General features: G+C 63.3%; 16 protein-coding genes. 6 read left to right on the top strand and 10 right to left on the bottom strand.

The window, feature by feature from the left end; translation table 11 throughout:
* Nucleotides 1-2: 2 nt before the first annotated feature.
* The 4 genes from NCT32_RS26410 (at nt 3) to NCT32_RS26395 (ending at nt 4,079) form a co-directional block, all read left to right on the top strand.
* Nucleotides 3-728, top strand: a complete 726-nt coding sequence (locus NCT32_RS26410) for an enoyl-CoA hydratase/isomerase family protein (RefSeq protein WP_061116547.1) — start codon at nt 3-5, stop codon at nt 726-728.
* A gap of 46 nt (nt 729-774) precedes the next feature.
* Complete coding sequence (locus NCT32_RS26405; RefSeq protein ID WP_061116444.1) at nt 775-2,340, top strand: UbiD family decarboxylase; 1,566 nt, start codon at nt 775-777, stop codon at nt 2,338-2,340.
* Nucleotides 2,341-2,444: 104 nt separating this feature from the next.
* Nucleotides 2,445-3,371, top strand: a complete 927-nt coding sequence (locus NCT32_RS26400) for a LysR family transcriptional regulator (RefSeq protein WP_061116443.1) — start codon at nt 2,445-2,447, stop codon at nt 3,369-3,371.
* Between the two features lie 249 nt (nt 3,372-3,620).
* Complete coding sequence (locus NCT32_RS26395; protein WP_061116442.1) at nt 3,621-4,079, top strand: PRC-barrel domain-containing protein; 459 nt, start codon at nt 3,621-3,623, stop codon at nt 4,077-4,079.
* Nucleotides 4,080-4,139: 60 nt separating this feature from the next.
* Here the strand turns inward: NCT32_RS26395 and NCT32_RS26390 are convergent, their stop codons facing one another.
* Entirely contained in the window at nt 4,140-4,535 is a 396-nt protein-coding gene (locus NCT32_RS26390; protein ID WP_143756278.1) for a hypothetical protein, read from the bottom strand.
* 127 nt (nt 4,536-4,662) lie between these two features.
* On the opposite strand from NCT32_RS26390, the gene NCT32_RS26385 reads away from it, so the two are divergent.
* A complete protein-coding gene (locus NCT32_RS26385) occupies nt 4,663-5,406 on the top strand; it encodes a hypothetical protein (protein ID WP_250477843.1) in 744 nt (247 codons plus the stop codon).
* 146 nt (nt 5,407-5,552) lie between these two features.
* Here the strand turns inward: NCT32_RS26385 and NCT32_RS26380 are convergent, their stop codons facing one another.
* The 3 genes from NCT32_RS26380 to NCT32_RS26370 form a co-directional block, all read right to left on the bottom strand.
* Nucleotides 5,553-6,467, bottom strand: a complete 915-nt coding sequence (locus NCT32_RS26380) for a DUF2950 domain-containing protein (RefSeq protein ID WP_250477842.1) — start codon at nt 6,465-6,467, stop codon at nt 5,553-5,555.
* A gap of 10 nt (nt 6,468-6,477) precedes the next feature.
* Nucleotides 6,478-7,617 (bottom strand): DUF3300 domain-containing protein, encoded by a 1,140-nt coding sequence (locus NCT32_RS26375; protein ID WP_250490631.1) that lies wholly within the window; start codon nt 7,615-7,617, stop codon nt 6,478-6,480.
* A gap of 216 nt (nt 7,618-7,833) precedes the next feature.
* Nucleotides 7,834-8,094 carry a hypothetical protein gene (locus NCT32_RS26370; protein WP_061116438.1) on the bottom strand — a complete coding sequence of 87 codons (261 nt, stop codon included), beginning with the start codon at nt 8,092-8,094 and terminating at the stop codon, nt 7,834-7,836.
* Nucleotides 8,095-8,568: 474 nt separating this feature from the next.
* On the opposite strand from NCT32_RS26370, the gene NCT32_RS37655 reads away from it, so the two are divergent.
* The gene (locus tag NCT32_RS37655; RefSeq protein ID WP_409241542.1) at nt 8,569-8,946 is read left to right on the top strand and encodes a hypothetical protein; all 378 of its coding nucleotides are present in this window, start codon (nt 8,569-8,571) and stop codon (nt 8,944-8,946) included.
* Between the two features lie 239 nt (nt 8,947-9,185).
* On the opposite strand, the gene NCT32_RS26360 is transcribed toward NCT32_RS37655, so the two are convergent.
* From NCT32_RS26360 to NCT32_RS26335, 6 genes are all read right to left on the bottom strand, one after another.
* Nucleotides 9,186-10,217 carry a DUF2955 domain-containing protein gene (locus NCT32_RS26360; protein WP_250490630.1) on the bottom strand — a complete coding sequence of 344 codons (1,032 nt, stop codon included), beginning with the start codon at nt 10,215-10,217 and terminating at the stop codon, nt 9,186-9,188.
* A gap of 7 nt (nt 10,218-10,224) precedes the next feature.
* On the bottom strand, nt 10,225-11,382 hold the full coding sequence (locus tag NCT32_RS26355) for an HlyD family secretion protein (protein WP_061116435.1): 1,158 nt from the start codon (nt 11,380-11,382) through the stop codon (nt 10,225-10,227).
* Nucleotides 11,379-12,926, bottom strand: a complete 1,548-nt coding sequence (locus NCT32_RS26350; RefSeq protein WP_061116434.1) for a TolC family protein — start codon at nt 12,924-12,926, stop codon at nt 11,379-11,381. The genes NCT32_RS26355 and NCT32_RS26350 overlap by 4 nt, the downstream gene beginning before the upstream one ends.
* A 49-nt stretch (nt 12,927-12,975) precedes the next feature.
* On the bottom strand, nt 12,976-14,076 hold the full coding sequence (locus tag NCT32_RS26345) for an AI-2E family transporter (RefSeq protein WP_061116433.1): 1,101 nt from the start codon (nt 14,074-14,076) through the stop codon (nt 12,976-12,978).
* 304 nt (nt 14,077-14,380) lie between these two features.
* A complete protein-coding gene (locus NCT32_RS26340; protein ID WP_061116432.1) occupies nt 14,381-15,553 on the bottom strand; it encodes a monovalent cation:proton antiporter-2 (CPA2) family protein in 1,173 nt (390 codons plus the stop codon).
* 448 nt (nt 15,554-16,001) lie between these two features.
* The gene (locus NCT32_RS26335) at nt 16,002-16,967 is read right to left on the bottom strand and encodes a universal stress protein (RefSeq protein ID WP_086960726.1); all 966 of its coding nucleotides are present in this window, start codon (nt 16,965-16,967) and stop codon (nt 16,002-16,004) included.
* Between the last annotated feature and the right edge of the window lie 33 nt (nt 16,968-17,000).

Genomic DNA, 17,000 nt, shown 5'->3' with positions numbered 1-17,000 from the left:
GCATGACAAGCCCTCACGTTGCGATCCGCCGCAACGGCCCGCTCGTGGACGTGGTCCTCGACCATCCCGAAAACGGCAATCTGATCGACGCGCCGATGAGCGAGACGATCATCGAATGCATCACGACGCTCGACGACGATGTGAAGCTCGTGCGCATCCTCGCGAGCGGCCCCGACTTCTGCAAGGGCCGCCTTTCGCCGATGCCGCCGAAGGACGCGAAGCCGTCCGCCGAAACGCTGCGCCGCGTGGTCGCCGCGCCGCCGCTCGCGCTCTACGACGCGCTCAAGGCCGTGCGCGTGCCCGTGGCGTCGGTCGTGCGCGGCAATGCGCTCGGCGTGGGCTGCGCGCTCGCGGGCGTGTGCGACATCGCGCTCGCGTCCGACGATGCCGTGTTCCAGATCCCCGAAATGGAACGCGACATTCCGCCGACGCTCGTGATGTCGGCGCTGATCGGCCGCGTGCCGTTGAAAACCGTCGCACACATGGTGCTGAGCCGCGTGCGCTTGTCCGCGAGCGAAGCGCTGCACGCCGGGCTCGTGAGCCGTGTCGTGCCGGCGGCGAACCTGGACGCCGAAGCGGACGCGCTCGCCGACACGCTGCTCGGCTGCAGCGCGGTCACGCTGCGCGCGGTGAAGCAGTTCCTGCATCTCGCGCCCGAAATGCCGGCGAACGGTGCGAGCGGCTTTGCCGCGCATCTCGCGGCGACAGCGCTTTCCGCGCGCTTCTGAGGACGGCGCACGTGCGCCGTCACCCCCAAGCATCAAGGAACCCAGATTGAGACCCAACACCGCCATTCCTTCGACCGTCGATGGCACGCCCGCGCCCGACCTCGAACGCTTCCGCCTGCGCCGCTTCCTCGAATCGCTCGACGAGAGCGAACTCGAACGCCATGACGCGTCCGTCGATCTCGCCGACATCGCCGGCATCATGGAAGGCAACCCGCGCGCCGTGTGGTTCAGGCGGCCGTCCGGCGGCGCCGTGTCGCTCGCGGGCAGCGTCGCCGCGAGCCGATCGCGTCTCGCCAAGGCGTTCGATACGACGCCGCAGCGACTGCTCGACACCGTGCGCGAACGCCTGCGCGTGAAAGGCAAGCTCGTCGAAGTGAGCCGTGAGGAAGCACCCGCGCAGCAAGTCGTGCTCACCGGCGACGCGTGCGACTTCACCGCCCTGCCCGTGCATCTCCAGCACGATCTCGACGGCGCGCCGTACATTTCGGCGTCGATCGACTTCGCCGTCGATCCGGACACGGGCTGGACCAACGTCGGCATTCGCCGCCTGATGCTGCGCGGGCGCCGCACGGCGGGCATCGATCTCGTCGCGCCGTCGGATCTGCGGGCCATCGCCATCGGCCACGCGAAGCGCGGCGAGCGTACCCCGATCGCATTCGCCGTCGGGACGCATCCGGTCGATCATGTCGGCGCGACCATGCGCATTCCCGCCGACGAGCTCGAACTCGTCGCCGCGCTGCGCGGCGCGCCGATGGGCGTGGTCAAGTGCGTGACGAACGACCTGCTCGTGCCCGCCGACGCCGAGTTCATCCTGGAAGGCTATCTCGACGAGCGCGGCCACGCCGAGCCCGAAGGCCCGTACGGCGAATTCCTCGGCTATTACGGCGGCGTGAAGACGAATCCGCTGTTCCATCTGACCGCGATCACGCATCGGCGCGACGCAGTCTTTCAGACGTGCACGATCGGCGGCCGCTCGATGGCGCGCACCGATACCGCGCAGCTCGCCGCGCTGCGCACCGAAGTGACGGTGTGGCGCGCGCTCGAAACCGCCGTGCGCGAAGTGAAGGCCGTCTATGCGAACCCGGCCACCGGCGGCATGTTCAACGTGCGCGTCGCGATGCAGCAGCGCGTGCCGGGCGAGGCGCGCAACGCGATCGCGGCCGTGTTCGCATCGCTTGCAAACGTGAAGCATGTTTTCGTGGTCGATCCCGACATCGACGTGTTCTCGGACGAGCAGATGGACTGGGCGCTCGCCACGCGCTTTCAGGCCGATCGCGATCTGGTGCTCCAGGACAGCCTGCGCGCGATGCCGCTCGACCCGTCGCTGCTCGGCGCGACGAAAACGGCGAAGGCCGGCTTCGATCTCACGCTGCCGTTGCTCGCGCCGGGCGCCGAGCGCGATCTCGAGCATCGCGTGCCGACGCCGCCCGCGTATCGCGGCGCGCGCTTCGACTCGCTCGAAGCGGCGCTCGAAGACGGACCGAAGCGCTTTTCCGAACTGATGGCCGCGACCGGCACGCGCGACGGCCGCGAAGTGGTCCGCTGGCTCGAAGACACGGCGCAACGGCGCGCGATCACACGGGACGAGGAAGGCCGCTACGTCCTTGCGTGACGCACGGGCTGTCGCACCGGAAAGTCCCGCGGTGCGGCAGCCGCTGCTGCGGACGGGATAGAATCGGGCATGCTCCACGCCCGAAAAACAAACGGCCGTCGTCGATGAATCTATCCCTCAAGCAACTCAAGGTTTTTCTTGGCGTCGCGAATGCGTCGAGCTTCACGAAGACCGCGCAGAGCATGCATCTCAGCCAGGCGGCGCTTTCCGCGATCATTCGTGAACTCGAAACGCAGCTCGATTGCCGTCTGCTCGAACGCACCACGCGCACGGTCTCGCTGACCGAAGCCGGCCGCCTGTTCTATCCCACCGCGATGGCGATCGTCGAGTCGCTCGAGAAATCGGTCATCGAACTCAACGAGCTGGGGCGTCAGAAACAATCGTCGCTGCTGCTCGGCTGCACGCCGATGATCGCAGCGAGCCTCATGCCCTCGGTGCTCGCGCGCTTTTCGAATGTCTATCCGAACGCGCAGATCGAACTCGTCGACCGCAATCCGACCGAACTCGTGCAGATGGTCGAGGAAGGCCATCTCGACGCCGCGTTCGGCGTGTTCTTCTCACAGCTTTCCGGCATCGACCGCACGCCGATCTTCCCGACGCGGCTCGTCGCCGTATCGCCCGCGCAGGCAGGCGCGCCGCTGCGCGGCTCCGGCATGCGCTGGACCGCGCTCGAGAATCAGCCGCTCATCACGCTGCCGAAGGACAATCCGCTGCAACGGCTCATCGAGGCGACACTATCGAAAGAGGAAGTGACCGTGAGCCGCCGCATCGTCGTGGGTCACTTGCAGACAGCCATCGCGATGGCGCAGGAAGGGCTCGGCACCGCGGTCATGCCTTCCTTCTGCGAACATATCTGCTACCGCTACAGGGTGCGTGTCGACGCGTTGCGGCCCGAAGTTCCGCTTTCGTTTTATCGCATCACGCGAACCGGGCGCGACACGCTCGCCACACTCGACCAGTTCACGTCGATGTTCACCGAAGCCGCGAAGGAAGACCCCACCGGATTCAGCGACGCCGATATCGACGAGTGAGGCGCGGCGACGTTCCCCCAGACGTTCCCCCAGGCGTTGCACACGACCGTTCGGGAACATCGCCAGGAGCTCGCTTCTCGACTGTGCGTTCCATCCCGACAGCGAACGCGCCCTGGGGCGGAAAAAAGCTTATCTGCAGGCCTTTATGAACTCAATGAACGACGATCAGACTGCATCGCGCGCCGGAACGTTCTTTGCGCGAGCCCAGACAAGCCGAGAGCGATTCGGCTTCTTTGTGGGAGACACATCATGTCAGTCGATACAAACCATATGAACATCGTTGGCAAAGGCGCGGCAACGGCAGATGGTCCGGGCCCGGACGTCATGGCCGCGAGCACGCTGGATGGAAATAACGTGCTGAGTTCCGATGGGGACGATGTGGGCAAGATCAAAGAGATCATGCTCGACGTCGCTTCTGGTCGCGTCGCCTACGCGGTTCTCTCGAGCGGCGGCTTCCTCGGTATCGGAGATAAGCTGCTGGCGGTTCCGTGGAGCGCTTTGACGCTCGACACCGACAACAAATGCTTCCGGATAGCGGCGACTACTGAACAGGTGAGGAATGCGCCGGGATTCGACAAGGACGGTTGGCCCTCGATGGCGGACCGTTCGTGGGCGGATTCGATCCATCGCTACTATGGCCGGCCGCCATATTGGCAGCGCCTGGAGCGCGACGATGCAACATATCGCGACGTTCCGCCGGCGTTCTAAACGATAACCTTCCAGGATCGGCGGCGCCTTAGGCGTCGCCGGGTCGAACTGCACCGCTCGTCAGATTTTTTCAGCAGAAGACTCGACGACAAGAGCATCAGCAAGTGCTTCCTTAATGCGGGCCGTCCCGGCGGCGTCCTCGACGATCACGATTAGTGTAAAGAGCAAGCGCGAAACCGACGACGCTTCGTGCTTGAGCGCAGCCGCACCGAATGACTCGTAATGCGGCGCAAGAGAAGGATACAGTCCTAGATCTTCGCCATGAGCGGCAAAGGTTGCGTGGTCTTCCATGCAGCCAGTGTCGCGTTCCGTGCAGTACTCAGTGCTCGCAATGTAACGCGCTAGCCTGATTGAATCCAGTTCATGCACTTCGCTTCCATAGCCCAGCATCAGTTTCTCTGACGCATGTTCTGCCGCTCCCGCGCTCGAGAACTTCGCTATTAAAGTTCTGGCCACTTTTCCTCCTTCCACATCGCTGGGCGGACAGGTTTAAACGTCGCCTGCGAATGACTATTTGATTTGCACGGCAGTTCCTCCAATGTTGGTTAGCACGAGCCTTGCCGCGAGATTTGGCGGAGCTGCAATGGACGCTCAACGGTTCTCATTTCGGCAAGATGAGATTCACTATCGTCGGGCCGCAAGAGCACGCAACAATAACGAAGGCGAGCGGAACATTTTTTGCGCAATAAAGGGCGGCGACGGATTTCGATTTCCTTTAGTCGTCGCGATATCGGATTCGAGCTGGAAGTCGCCAATTTGCTATGGCTCAGCCGGGAATCGCGGCTTCGAGAGTGCCGCAAGTTTGCCTTTAAAAATAGACGTACAGGAGATTGCAATCATGAAAAAGTTAATAGCTGTCATCGCATCCGCATTGCTAGCCACTACTGTTTTCGAACAAACGGCGGCGGCGGCAGACGCTAACGATGCGCAAAAAGCTCAGCTGAAGGCAAACAGTGAGAAGATGGAAGCGCAGGCCACCGCGAACAAGAAGAAGGCGGAGGCACAGACCGATGCCGAGAAGGCGCAGGCCTCAGCTAATGAAGACAAAGCGTCTGCTCAGGCCGACGCCGACAAGAAGGCCGCCAAAGGCGCCAAGGCGACCACGCCCGCCGAGGCGTCCGGCGCTCGACATGATGCGGCGAACGCGCAAGCCAAGGCCAATAAAAAAATGCAGCAGGCCCAGAGCAAAGCTGACAGAAAGAAGCACGACGCCGCAAACGATGCGAACGTAGCACAAGCGAAGGCCGACGAGAAAAAGGTCGAAGCGCAAAACGACGCTAACAAAAAGGCGGCGGAAGCCAAAGTCGACGCCGCAAAGAAGCAATAGAAAATGATGGGCGATCGTGCCGCTGGCCGATCGCCTTTAATCGTCACTCGTCCTGGCGCAGTCCGCACTGACGCTTTTGGCATTCATCGCGACACTTTTTTGTTTTCGATGAGCGGCCTTCGAAGCAGGGTGCGCTAGCTCGTCCATCAAGGCTCCTCGACGCGGGTCCAGGACGCATCGGGATCGAACTCGGTTAGCGGCTGTGCCGATGGGCCGCGATTCTTTTGATACACGACGCCGTTGTTGTTGACGACGAAAGTCATCACGCCGCTTGCGCCATACTGCGCGGGGTACGCGGCCATCGCGAAGCCGGCCAGCATGCGCCCGTTGATGATGTAGTTGAAAGGGCCGCCCGGCGCGTGCTTTCCCTGTCGCGTGAGAATGCGGAAGTAATATCCGTGATATGCATCGCCTGGGTTTCGATCCTTGAGATAGTTCGCGCTTGCTGCGATCAGCGGCCCGAACGGACTCGGCTCTTCACCCTTCGATTCATCCGCCGGCCAATACAGCCCGTCACGCTTGCCTGGCGTGCTGCCGAGCTTGCGCGCGTATTGCAGCACGCCGTCGCCCACGCGGTCGCGCGTCGCGTACTCGCGTTGCGCATCGACATACGCGCGCATCACCTTGATGGCCTCGCGCTCGTTCGCGCCGATGCGCCGATCCAGCACTTCCTGCTCGCCCTCTTCGGTTGCGAAGCGCCACGCGCCCTGCGTGCGAACGAGTGGAATCGGCATGGGCCACGCTTCATCACCGATACGCAGGATGCGGCGGTCCGGCGCCGTTTCCTCCAGCATGTGATACGCATTGAACTCAGCGAGCGCGTTGGCGCGCAGCTCGCGGTTCTCGGCTTCATCCGGCGTCACGACGAGTTCCTTGTGCGCATCGCCGAAGATGGCGATGAGTGCGGCGTCGTCGTTCGACTTGAGCGCCTGTTCCAGTGCACTGACCGCTTCGTCCGGCGTTTTGAAGGTCTGCTGCGACCCGGCGGCGAGAGCACCCAGAGGAACGGTGAGCATTGCGACAACTGAGCATGCGACGAACCGGCGGGACAAGATATTCACGAAACGTCTCCTATCGGCGGCCGACGCGGCCGCCCCCGCCGAATCCACCGCGCGCACCGCCCGAAAAGCCGCCACCCTGAAAATTGCGCCCACCCGGCCCGCCCGACATCGACTGCCGGCTCGCTGCGCCGCGCGTGCTGTCCGCTCTGGCGCCCTGGGCGGACCCGTAGCCGCTGAACGCGTCGCCACCCCGTCCCTGAAGGTTGCCGGCGCTCTGTGCGCGTGGCGACTGCGCGGCCGTCGGGGCGCGCGCGCCAGCGCGTTCGCCGCCCGCCGCGCCGAAGTTGCCGCCGCTGGCGCGAGTCGGAGCGTCGCCCACGCGCTGGGCCGATGCGCGTGTGCTGGCACCCGACACCTGTCCGGGCTTCTTTTCCGAGCGCCATTGGGTCGAGCCCTGAGACGCAGAGCTTCCGTTCGCCGAGCGGTTCGCAGCGCGATTGCTCAGCTCGTTCTTGACCTCGGCCCGGTTGACATTGCCTTCGCGGTTGATGTTGATCGTGTTGTTGCCGCCGCTGTAGTTCGCTTCGTAATGCCCGCCGTGCCACGCCGCAGTGATCGCCGCGCCCCAGATAAGGCCGGTCGCGAACGCCGCCCCCGGCGCGTAGGGATAGTAGTAGACCGGATAAGGCGCCGGCCAGTAGCTATATACCGGCGTCGGGCTGCTGATGACAACCGTCGACGGGTTGTACTGAGGCACGTAGATGACTTCGGGATTCGACGGAACAATCTTGATGACTTCCTTCTCGACCACCACCGTCTGCTTGTCATCCGTCTTGAGATTTCCCACTGACTGGGTCTGACGTCGGAAACGCTGCACGGCCTGCAGCACGGCGCTTTGATCCGCGACCACCGCTTCGCCGAGCGCCACGGTCCAGTCGAGGTCGTTGCTCATTTTCTTCAGCACTTCGGGGTAATTCAGCAGCGCCTTGATCGGGTCCTGCCATGCTTCGTTGACCGGCAAGTCCTTCTCGGTTTTTCTGCGATCAAGGAACCGGTCTGCCTGCACTACTTCCACCGGATAAGTCGATGCCGGAAGAATGATCGCGACGAGGTCATCGGGATAGAGTGCGATCGGACCGACGAGCTTGTCCAGCGAACCCGAATCCATCGCTACCGGTGGCGCAGGTCCTGCCTCCGACGCCTGAGCCATGGTTTGCGTACCGCTTGCGACAGGTGTCGGAGCGACCGTTTGCGCACCGCTTTCCGGCGGCGTCTGAGGGACTGCGCACCCGCCTGCGCACAGCGCGGATGCGATCACGATCACGCTAAAGCACTCACGCATGTCCAGCACCACCGACATTGGCTATACCGCGCGTGTCTCAGTTCCGAAGAACATCAGATTGCAAATCTCGTTCGACGCAAGCGGTCATTGCGCGCTCGCACCGCCATGTGCTGCTGCGATCGCCGCGTCGCGCTCTTTGGCGGCTTCCGCCTTCTTGTGCTCGAAGACTTTCTTGGCCGCTGCGACTTTCTGATTATATTTTTTGTTGGCTGCGGAGATTTCCATTCGCATCTTGACGATTTCGTCGTTATTCGCAGGTTGAGCCGCGCCCTGATCGGTTTGTGCCCACGCATTCGTTGCGAGCGCGATCGACATCAGCACTACAGCTCCGTTGAGACGATTCATGACTGCCTCCTCTCGTTGACTGCCACCAACTTCTTCACGGAGATCCGAGGTGTGCCGGCCGTTCCTCTCCGCGCAAACATTTCCAGGAACGACAACGCGATAAAAACCGCACTCTGCTCTGCTCACAGTATGCGAACGCGTTCGTGAATTCAAGAAAGCCGTCGCGCGTGCCCGAAACAACAAGAAGGAAAATGTCGCGCATTAAACCATGCGCTCGTATTCACAGAGGTGCACGCACCGTGTAGAGGGCACGTCGCCGACGTGACTGTACTCGTAGCCGACGTACCGTTGCCTTCCAGCGTGGTGGAGACGTCGTGAACTTGCGACACGACCGGGTCGTCGACCTTCCTTCGTCCTGGACAAAGCGCGAAAGCCGCTCCCCACTGGAATCCGGTCCGGCTTCCGAAGTTATATTGCGCGATAACCCCGCCTGCCCGGCGGCATTTCGATTTTTTTTTAACCGATCGAATTGTCGTGCCACCGATCGCCAAGCGTCGTCGTTGCAAAAGTCGATTCACAACGGTCGAGGATGCCGCTATCTTGATGCACACACCACATCCAAGATGTCTCGACTCGTCGTCCGGAACTCACATCATGCTCGCTCGCAAACTCAGGCTGATCGCGTTGCTCACTGGCATGCTCGTCTGCTCCTGGCCGGACGTGTCTTTTGCAACGGAGCAGGCGCAACAACGTCGCGCCGGCCGCGACGTCCGTCAGGATACGCGCCAGAACGCCCGGCACACCAAGCAGGACTGCCGCGCCGCCAATCAGCAAGCAAACGCGCATTGCCGACACGACAAGCGGCAGACAAAGCAGCACGGGCGTCAAGCTGCAAGAGACATCAAATACTGACTACGCGAGACGCGCCCACTGACGACAACTGGCCTGCATTTCACGCGCGGCGCAACGCCGTCCGAAACATGCTGCCTGAGCGATGATGCGCTCGTGCATGGCGGCACGCGTGCAACCATTTCTCAGCGGGCATGACTTTTCCCGTCGACAAGCCGCTCATGCGCAAGCCGCTGACGTCCGGGCATGCGTCCATGGGGCCGATGCGAGCATTCTCTTTGCGTGGGCCCGCATCGGAAGCGCTAGTTTGCGTCGGATTGCCAACGAAGGCTGCGCGGCCGATCGAAAACCAGCAGCATCAAGCACGCATAAAAGGAAACCGCGAGAAAAAGCCCCATGCGCACCGCGAACGCGGCATAGACGTCTTTGCCCGCGATGCTGTCCTGCACTGACTGGCCGAGCAGGATGATCATCGTGACGAGGCCGTTCACCCAGACGCCCGGCGAGTAGCGCGTCATCCTTATGCCATAGAGCCTGCGCCCGACCATCAAACCGAACAGCAGCATCCATAGGAAGAACATCCAAAGGTGCACGGAGAGTTTCAGCGCGAACCAAAATATGATCGCGAGCAGTCCACCGAGCAGTGTCGAGCCGATGAGATCGCGCGCCGCCCCACGCGCGGTCGTCGTGCAGCTCTGTCTGCCGAGGCTGACTGACTTCATGATGATCGGCATATAGCTTGTCGGATCGGTCAATGCGAGAAGGTACGCTGGCATGACCACGAGCGCGGCGCGCAGCGCAATGCGTCTCGCCTGACCGGAGGACACGGCCCTCGCCGCAGGCGGTGGCTGCGCGCTCGCTGGCTCGGGAAACAGGCCGTGCATGAGCGCGGACACCAGCAAGGCGAGCAGCAACCCCTTCACCAGCGCGCCGACCACCGTTACGCCCACCTGGAAGTCGGCCGTGCCGGCCGCGGAGATCATCGTGAGCCCCGCCACCAGAAAGGTCGCGACCAGATTGTTGCCCCCACGTACCCCGTAGAGGAACGCAAGGAATAGCAACAGGCCGACGAGCATCACGCCGGCAAGCGCGTAATGTCGAAGCAGCGGAACGAGCAGCAGGCCGCTGCCGGTGGTCAGCATCACGATCAGCGCCAACATCGCGGCTGCCTTGAACGAAAGCGGCCGGTTCTGTGTCGCGAGCAGAAAGACCGCGAACAACGGCGCGATCACGGGAACCGGGAAATCCAGCGCGAAACTGATCGCGAGGCACAACGCCGTCCCCGTCGCCATGCGCAGCGTACGACCATCTCGAAGCGGGAGCCTGTTTTCCATGGCGTCATCAATAGACGTAGGCCAGCCAGCTCATCGCACGCAGGAAAATGCGACCGAGCGGATTGAGCGGATTGCCTTCGCTCGGAAACGCCATCACCTCGGCCTGCCCGCCCACACGCATGTTGCTCAGGCGCGCGCGCTCGTCCTTATCGAACTCGACGATCACGGGGAAGCGCTGAGCCGGTCGCAGCCAATCGCGGCTTGTCTGCACACTAGGCAGACTGCCGGGTGGCGTGCTCTGCCCCACGCTCACACCGAACCCGATGCTGCGAATCCGCCCTTTGAAAACTTTGCCCGGGAGCGCATCCAGCACGATAGACACCGGTGTGCCGGGCCTGAGGCGGCCGAGATTGTTTTCGGTCATGTCCGCGCTGATCCACACGTCGCGGATTGCAATGAGCGTCATCACCGCCTTGCCTGCCGAGGCGAACTGGCCGACTTCGGTGCCGAGATCGGTAATGACGCCGCCGGTGCGCGCCCTGATGCGCGTGTTGGCGAGATCGAGTTCGGCCCTCTCGAGCGCTGCGGCGGCGCTGCGCAACTGCGCGTTCTCCGCCTCGATTCCGCCCTGCTGTTCGCGCGCACGCTCGACTTCCGCACGCGCCGCGACAACCTGACTTTGCGCTTGCTCGTACGTCGCTCGCGCCACTTCGAGACGCCGCAGCGAGATCGTGCCCTCGTCCTCGCGATACAGCCTTTCGAGCCGCTCGCTGTCCTGCCGCGCCTTGACCTCGTTTGCGATGGCCGCACGCAATGACGCACGCGCCGAATCGATGGCAGCCGTGCTCGCGCCGATCTGGCGGCGCATGGTTTCGAGATCGGCCCGCGCACGGTCGGCGGCGATGCGATATTGCTCGCCTTCGATCTCGAAGAGCACGTCGCCCGCGTTGACCTCTTGATTGTCACGCACCAGCACGCGCGTCACCCGACCCGATACTTCCGCGGCCACGGGCACCACATAGGCCTGCACGCGCGCCTGCTGCGTATAGGGCGTGATGCGGTCGGCAAGCAGATACCAGATCAGGCTCACGACGATCAAAGCGACGACCCACTTCACCGTCCTGCCCGACGGATCGTCGGCCGGTGGCGGCGGCGGAGCGGGTGACGGTGGCGCCGACGGCGTCCGCGCCGATGCGGTATCGGACGGCTCGGACTTCTCGCTCATCGGAACGCTCCTTCGGACGGCGCGTTCGCCGCCGGGGGCACGCTCACCTCGTTTAGCAGGTCGCCCCAGTTTGTGCGTTGCTGCATTTGCTGGCGTGTCGCGGGGTCGATGAGCGGCTGGCGCGTGGTCCAGCCACCGCCCAGCGCCTTGTAGAGCGCGATCAGACTGCCGACCGCATTGCGCCGGTTGACGACATACGCGTCCTGCTGGGCGAACAGCGCGCGCTGTGCATCGAGTACCCGCTGGAAGTCCGAATATCCTTCCCGATAAATCGTGCTCGCGAGCGTCAGCGAGCGCCGCGCAGCCAACTGTGCCTCGTTCAGGATGGCGTCGCGCCGCAACGCGGCGTTCATGGCCGTGGCGGCATCATCCGCCTCGCGCGCCGCCTCGCGCACGGTGTTCTGGTAGGCGACGGTCAACTGCTGCAGCCGCGCGTCCTGAACACGCACGTTGTTCGTGATCCTGCCGTGATCGAAGACGTTCCAGACGACGCTCGGGCCGGTCGCCACGGCAAGCGTGCTCGGTGAGCCGGCGAGCGAGCTCGCGCTGAAGCCGAGCGTGCCGAGCAGGGACACCGACGGATAAAAGTCCGCCTCAGCCACGCCGATGAGTGCCGACTGCGCGGCCATCTGATATTCGGCGGCGCGCACGTCGGGGCGGCGCAGCAGCAGATCGGCGGGCACGTCCTGAAGGACGGCATGGTCCACGAGCGGAATCACGCCTTCCTTGCCGGACGACACATCGAGTTCCGGCAACGGGCCGGGCGGTCGCCCCATCAGCAGGGACAGCGCGTGCCTGGCGAGCACGATCTGGCTCTCCAGATCCGGAATGCTGCTCAGCGTGCCCAGGTACTGAGTCCTCGCCTGCTGGAGATCGAGTTCGTCCGTCTCGCCGGCCTTGAAGAGCTTTTGCGCGATGTCGTAGCTGCGCTTCTGCAACCGGGCGTTCTCGCGGGCGATGCGCAGGCGCGCCTCGGCAGTGCGCAGCGTGAAATAAGTGTCGGCCACCTGCGCGTGCAACAGGACCAGCGCGGCATCGCGGTTCGCCTGCGCGGCGAAGAACCCGGCGTCCGCCGACTCGATCGCGCGCGCGAAACGCCCCCAGAAGTCGAGTTCCCATCCGACGACGAAGCCCGCGCCATATTGCAGATAGACGCCCGAGCGGGGCTCGAATCCGTCCGAGCGCTTGCGTGCCGACACGAGCACCTCGCCGCTGGCCTGTTGCACCTGCGGGTAGCGCCCCGCGAGCGCGATGCCGAGTTGCGCGCGAGCCTCGATCACGCGCAAACCGGCGATCTGCAGATCACCATTTCCCGCATCGGCTTGTGCCATCAAGCGTTCGAGGTTCTCATCGCTGAAAACCGCCCACCACTGCCGAACGTCGGGCTGCGGCGCCTGCTGCGTGACCTGCTCGAGCGACGCGCTGCTCCAGTGCTCGCTCCACCTCTCGTGCTGCGGATGAAAGTCCGGCCCCACGCGCATGCAGCCGCTCAGGAACCACGCGAGGCTCACGCTGACGCGGGCGGCCCGCCGCAGCCGTCTCATCCCGCTCGCGTGCATTGATGGGGACATGGCGCCGTCTCCGCGGCGCCCTTCACTGAGGCTCCCGTTGTTGCGCGGTTTCGGGGGCCGGCTGGTCTCTCACCCACCGCCAGAACAACTTGTAGGCGACTGCGAGCATCACGGGACCGATGAAGAGGCCGATCACCCCGCCCGTCACCATCCCGCCGAGCGCGCCGATCAACACGACGGGCATCGGTACGGCGACGCCTCGCCCCAGCAAGAGCGGCTTGAGCACGTTATCGGCCAGTCCCGCGACGAAAATATAGACCGAGAAGATGATCGTCGCCGTGCTCACTCCCTCGGTGACAATCACGAAGATGATGACCGGAACGGTGATCAATGTGGCGGGCAACTGCATGATGCCGATCAGTAGCACGGCGAGGGCAAGCAGGCCCGCGCCAGGAATGCCCATGACGATGAAACCGATGCCGATCAACAGCATCTGGATGAACGCGATCCCGACCACACCCTGCGCCACGGCCCGGATGGTAGCCGTGCACAGATCGGCGATCTGCTGGCCGTTTTCGGGCCCGGAGATGCGCGAAGCGATCTGCACGGCGCTACGATAGCCCTTCTCGCCGTGAGCCATGAAAATACCCGCGACGATCAGGGCAAGGAAAAAGACGAGCAGCCCGGCTCCCAGACCGGTGATTGTGCCGAGCATGGCAAGACCGGCCTCCTTGAGCTGGGGCGCGAACTTCTGCGCGAGACCTGAGATATCCGTGGATGCCTGCGCCCAGAAGCCGTATATTCGCTGCCCCACCAGAGGCCACGCGGCCACCGATTCTGCAGGAGGCGGAATCTGGAAGTTACCGCTCCTGATGACGGCCATCGCACGCTCGATCGAATTGGCCACCGCCACGCCCAGCAAATACGTCGGCACGAGGATGACGACGAAGGCGACGAGGACGATCAGCGAGGCGGTGAGGCCATCCTTGCCTGAAAGTACGTTGCGGAGTCTGAGCTGAAGCGGATAGAGCGTGACCGCAAGGATCAGCGCCCAGACCATCAGGTCGAGGAACGGGACGAAAACCCGGAAACAGAAGACGGCCAGAACGGCAACGAGTCCGGCGCGAATCAGGACGTCGAGCAGCTCTCTGGAGAGCGTGCGCTCGGGAATCGGCGATAGCATCTCGTGCCTCCTCGCAGTTTGCCGCGAGCATTTCCGTGGGCAAACCATGCTTGCCAGGGATCAACTTGGTAACCGGACGCAACTTCTCAATCGCTCGCGCGGCGGCATCGCCACTCACTGAGTCGTGCCGCTCACGTTCAGGACGTGCCGATGAATACGCACGCAAAGACTGCATGCCAGAAGATATGCGCTCCCGAGAATGCGCTCACCCGTCCAAGTCTAGGACGGGCAGCACGACTTCACAAACGAATCGGTGCATGGTGCCCGCGATCACCATATGGGCACCGTAATCGCGAAATGACGTCTACTCTGTTCGAGCCTGCGCAGTCGCCTCGAAGAGCCGCCGGTGAACGAGCAGCAAAAGAGGCGTCGAGACCATCGACAGCGCGACGACCAGCGTGACGAGCGATGCCTGGCGTTGATCGATGACACCGGCGGCCAGTGACGCGGCCATAACGACGAACGCGAACTCGCCGCCCTGTGACAGCAAAATGGCGAAGTAGCCGCGCTGCGAATCCGGCACTTCAAAGCGGCTCGCAAGAAACCACTGCGCGGCCGCCTTCACGCTGACCACCGCCACGACGAGCACCGCAACGCGCACCGGCTCACGCATCAGCACGCTGAAATCCATCGACATACCCACCGCAATGAAAAACAGGCCGAGCAGCAAGCCCTTGAATGGCGCCATGTCGACTTCGACTTCATGGCGGTAATCGGAATCGGCGAGCAGTACGCCCGCGACGAAGGCGCCCAGGGACATCGACAGATGCACGCTTTGCATGAGCAGTGCAATGCCGATGATCCAGAGCAGTGCGAACGCAGTGAAGATCTCGGCGACGCCGGTGCTGGTGATCAGCCGCAGCACGACGTTCAGCAGATAGCGGCCGACGAGCGCTATCGCGCCCAGCATGGCAAGTGCCTTCAGGGCGACGAGCCAGCCCGATTCCGCCGCGGGTACGGGCACCGTCGTACCGAGCAATGGCAGCAGCGCGATCAGCGGGATGGCGGCCATGTCCTGGAACAGCAGAATGCCGAATCCGGCGCGGCCCGTCGGCATGTCCATGAGCTTGCGCGCCTGAAGCTCGGACATGACCATTGCGGTCGATGACAGCGACAGCGCGAGGCCGCCAGTCAGTGCGACTCGCCAGGGCAGTCCCAGCATCATGAAAATCCCCAGCAAAGCAGCGGCACAGACGGTCATCTGCATCGTGCCGTAGCCAAAGATGGTGCGGCGCATCGCCCACAGCGCGTCGACCTTCATTTCGAGGCCGATCACGAACATCATCAACACGATGCCCAACTCGGAAAAGTGGAGGATGGCGTCGACGTCGGTCACGAGCTTCAGTACCCAGGGGCCGATCATGATGCCTGCCAGCAGGTAGCCGAGCACCGCGCCAAAGCCGAAGCGAACAGCCAGCGGCACGGTGATCAGCGCCGACGCAAGAAAGATGACCACGTCGATCAGCAGCTTCGTCATGCGTCGACCTCCCGAACCGGCACGCGATGAACGCGCATGGGGCACCCGAACCGGCTCAACGGATGGCACCGGAGCACCGAACGCGCGAGACGTAGGCGGCGTGCCCTATTGGAGCGCGACCGATCTCGTCTTATTCTGCGGGACCGGACGATGAGCATCGCATGCCGGGGCCTCTGGCATCGTCGACATTCTTCAGTGAAACGAAAAGCCTGCTCCCGGTGGTCGCCGTGATGATGCGCCCGCAACCGACAATCCGAATGAACTTGATATCGGTCGCGACGGCGACGGGCGGGCTTTGCGCGCCGTGCCCTCGATGCGCCCAATTGTCTTGCCTGCGTATCACGAAGTGTGCTGCGCGCCGCGCGAGGCAACACCGGACCAGTTCAACTATCTCAATCTCTCAGATAGTCGATTGTGCATTGTTTGTCATTAGTTTTTTGTGGGGGGCTTACACGTTGTGTCGCTCCCTAACCAGCATCAGCGGGATCTCGACGAGACTGGCTACCCGATTGGGAACGCTGCCAAGATAGGCTCGCGCGCCGCCGCGCCTGCCGTGCGTTCCCATCACGATGAGATCCGCATCGCAGCGTTGTGCTTCACGCAATGTGGCGCTCGCTATGTCGTCGGTGCCGGTCTCTGTGCTGATCAGAGCGGTCGAGACCAGTGAAGGCGTTACGTTGTGCAGGCATTCAAGCTCCTTGGCCGCGGCCGCGATCGCCAAGGTTCCCTCCTTGACCAAAGCCAGCTCGAGCGGGGTCGCCGGCATCAATCCGCCGGGACATATCGCGCGGTCCACGACATAGACCACGCGTATCTGCGTGTCGGCGGCTGCGAACCTCGCTCCGACGCCCACTGCCACAAGCGACGTTACGCTGCCATCGACCGCGAAGAGGACGCGCTGCACGCCGGCGTCGTATGTACTTTCGTATACGGCCGGCACGACGATCAATGCGCATGTCGCGAACCGGCTGAGCCTGTCCATCACCGCTGGGTCGAACCACCTTACCAATCCGTGATGCTGGCGGATACCAAGAATCAGCAGGCCCGCGCGATCCTCGCCCGCCTCTGCGGCAAGTTCATGTACGACGCTATCACCTTCCTTCGCGAGATCGATTACGCGACTTCGCACTGCAGCAACCGACTTTGCAAGCACAGTGCTCGCCTCGGTGATCGCGCGTTCCGCTCGTTCCATCAGTTCCCTGTGCTCCATGCCGCGATCCGGCTCCGAGCGAGCCGTGTTCGATGCGTACTCGTGCGGATCGAGCGCCAGGGAGAGAATCGTCAGTTTGGTGTCGGGGGTTGCAAGTCGCCGCGCGAACCCGGCGGCGCATCGAGACACTTCCAAAGAATCCAGGCAGAGAACGATATGCTGAGAGCCGCGGGGTTGCGGCGGCGCATCCTTGATTGGTTCCATGACTCATTCTCCCGGCGTGTACAGCAGACGCGG

Source organism: Caballeronia sp. INML2, from assembly GCF_023631365.1.
Taxonomy (GTDB): Bacteria; Pseudomonadota; Gammaproteobacteria; order Burkholderiales; family Burkholderiaceae; genus Caballeronia; species Caballeronia turbans.
The sequence above is the reverse complement of the archived record's forward strand: the minus strand, read 5'-3'. Positions and strand labels throughout refer to the sequence as shown.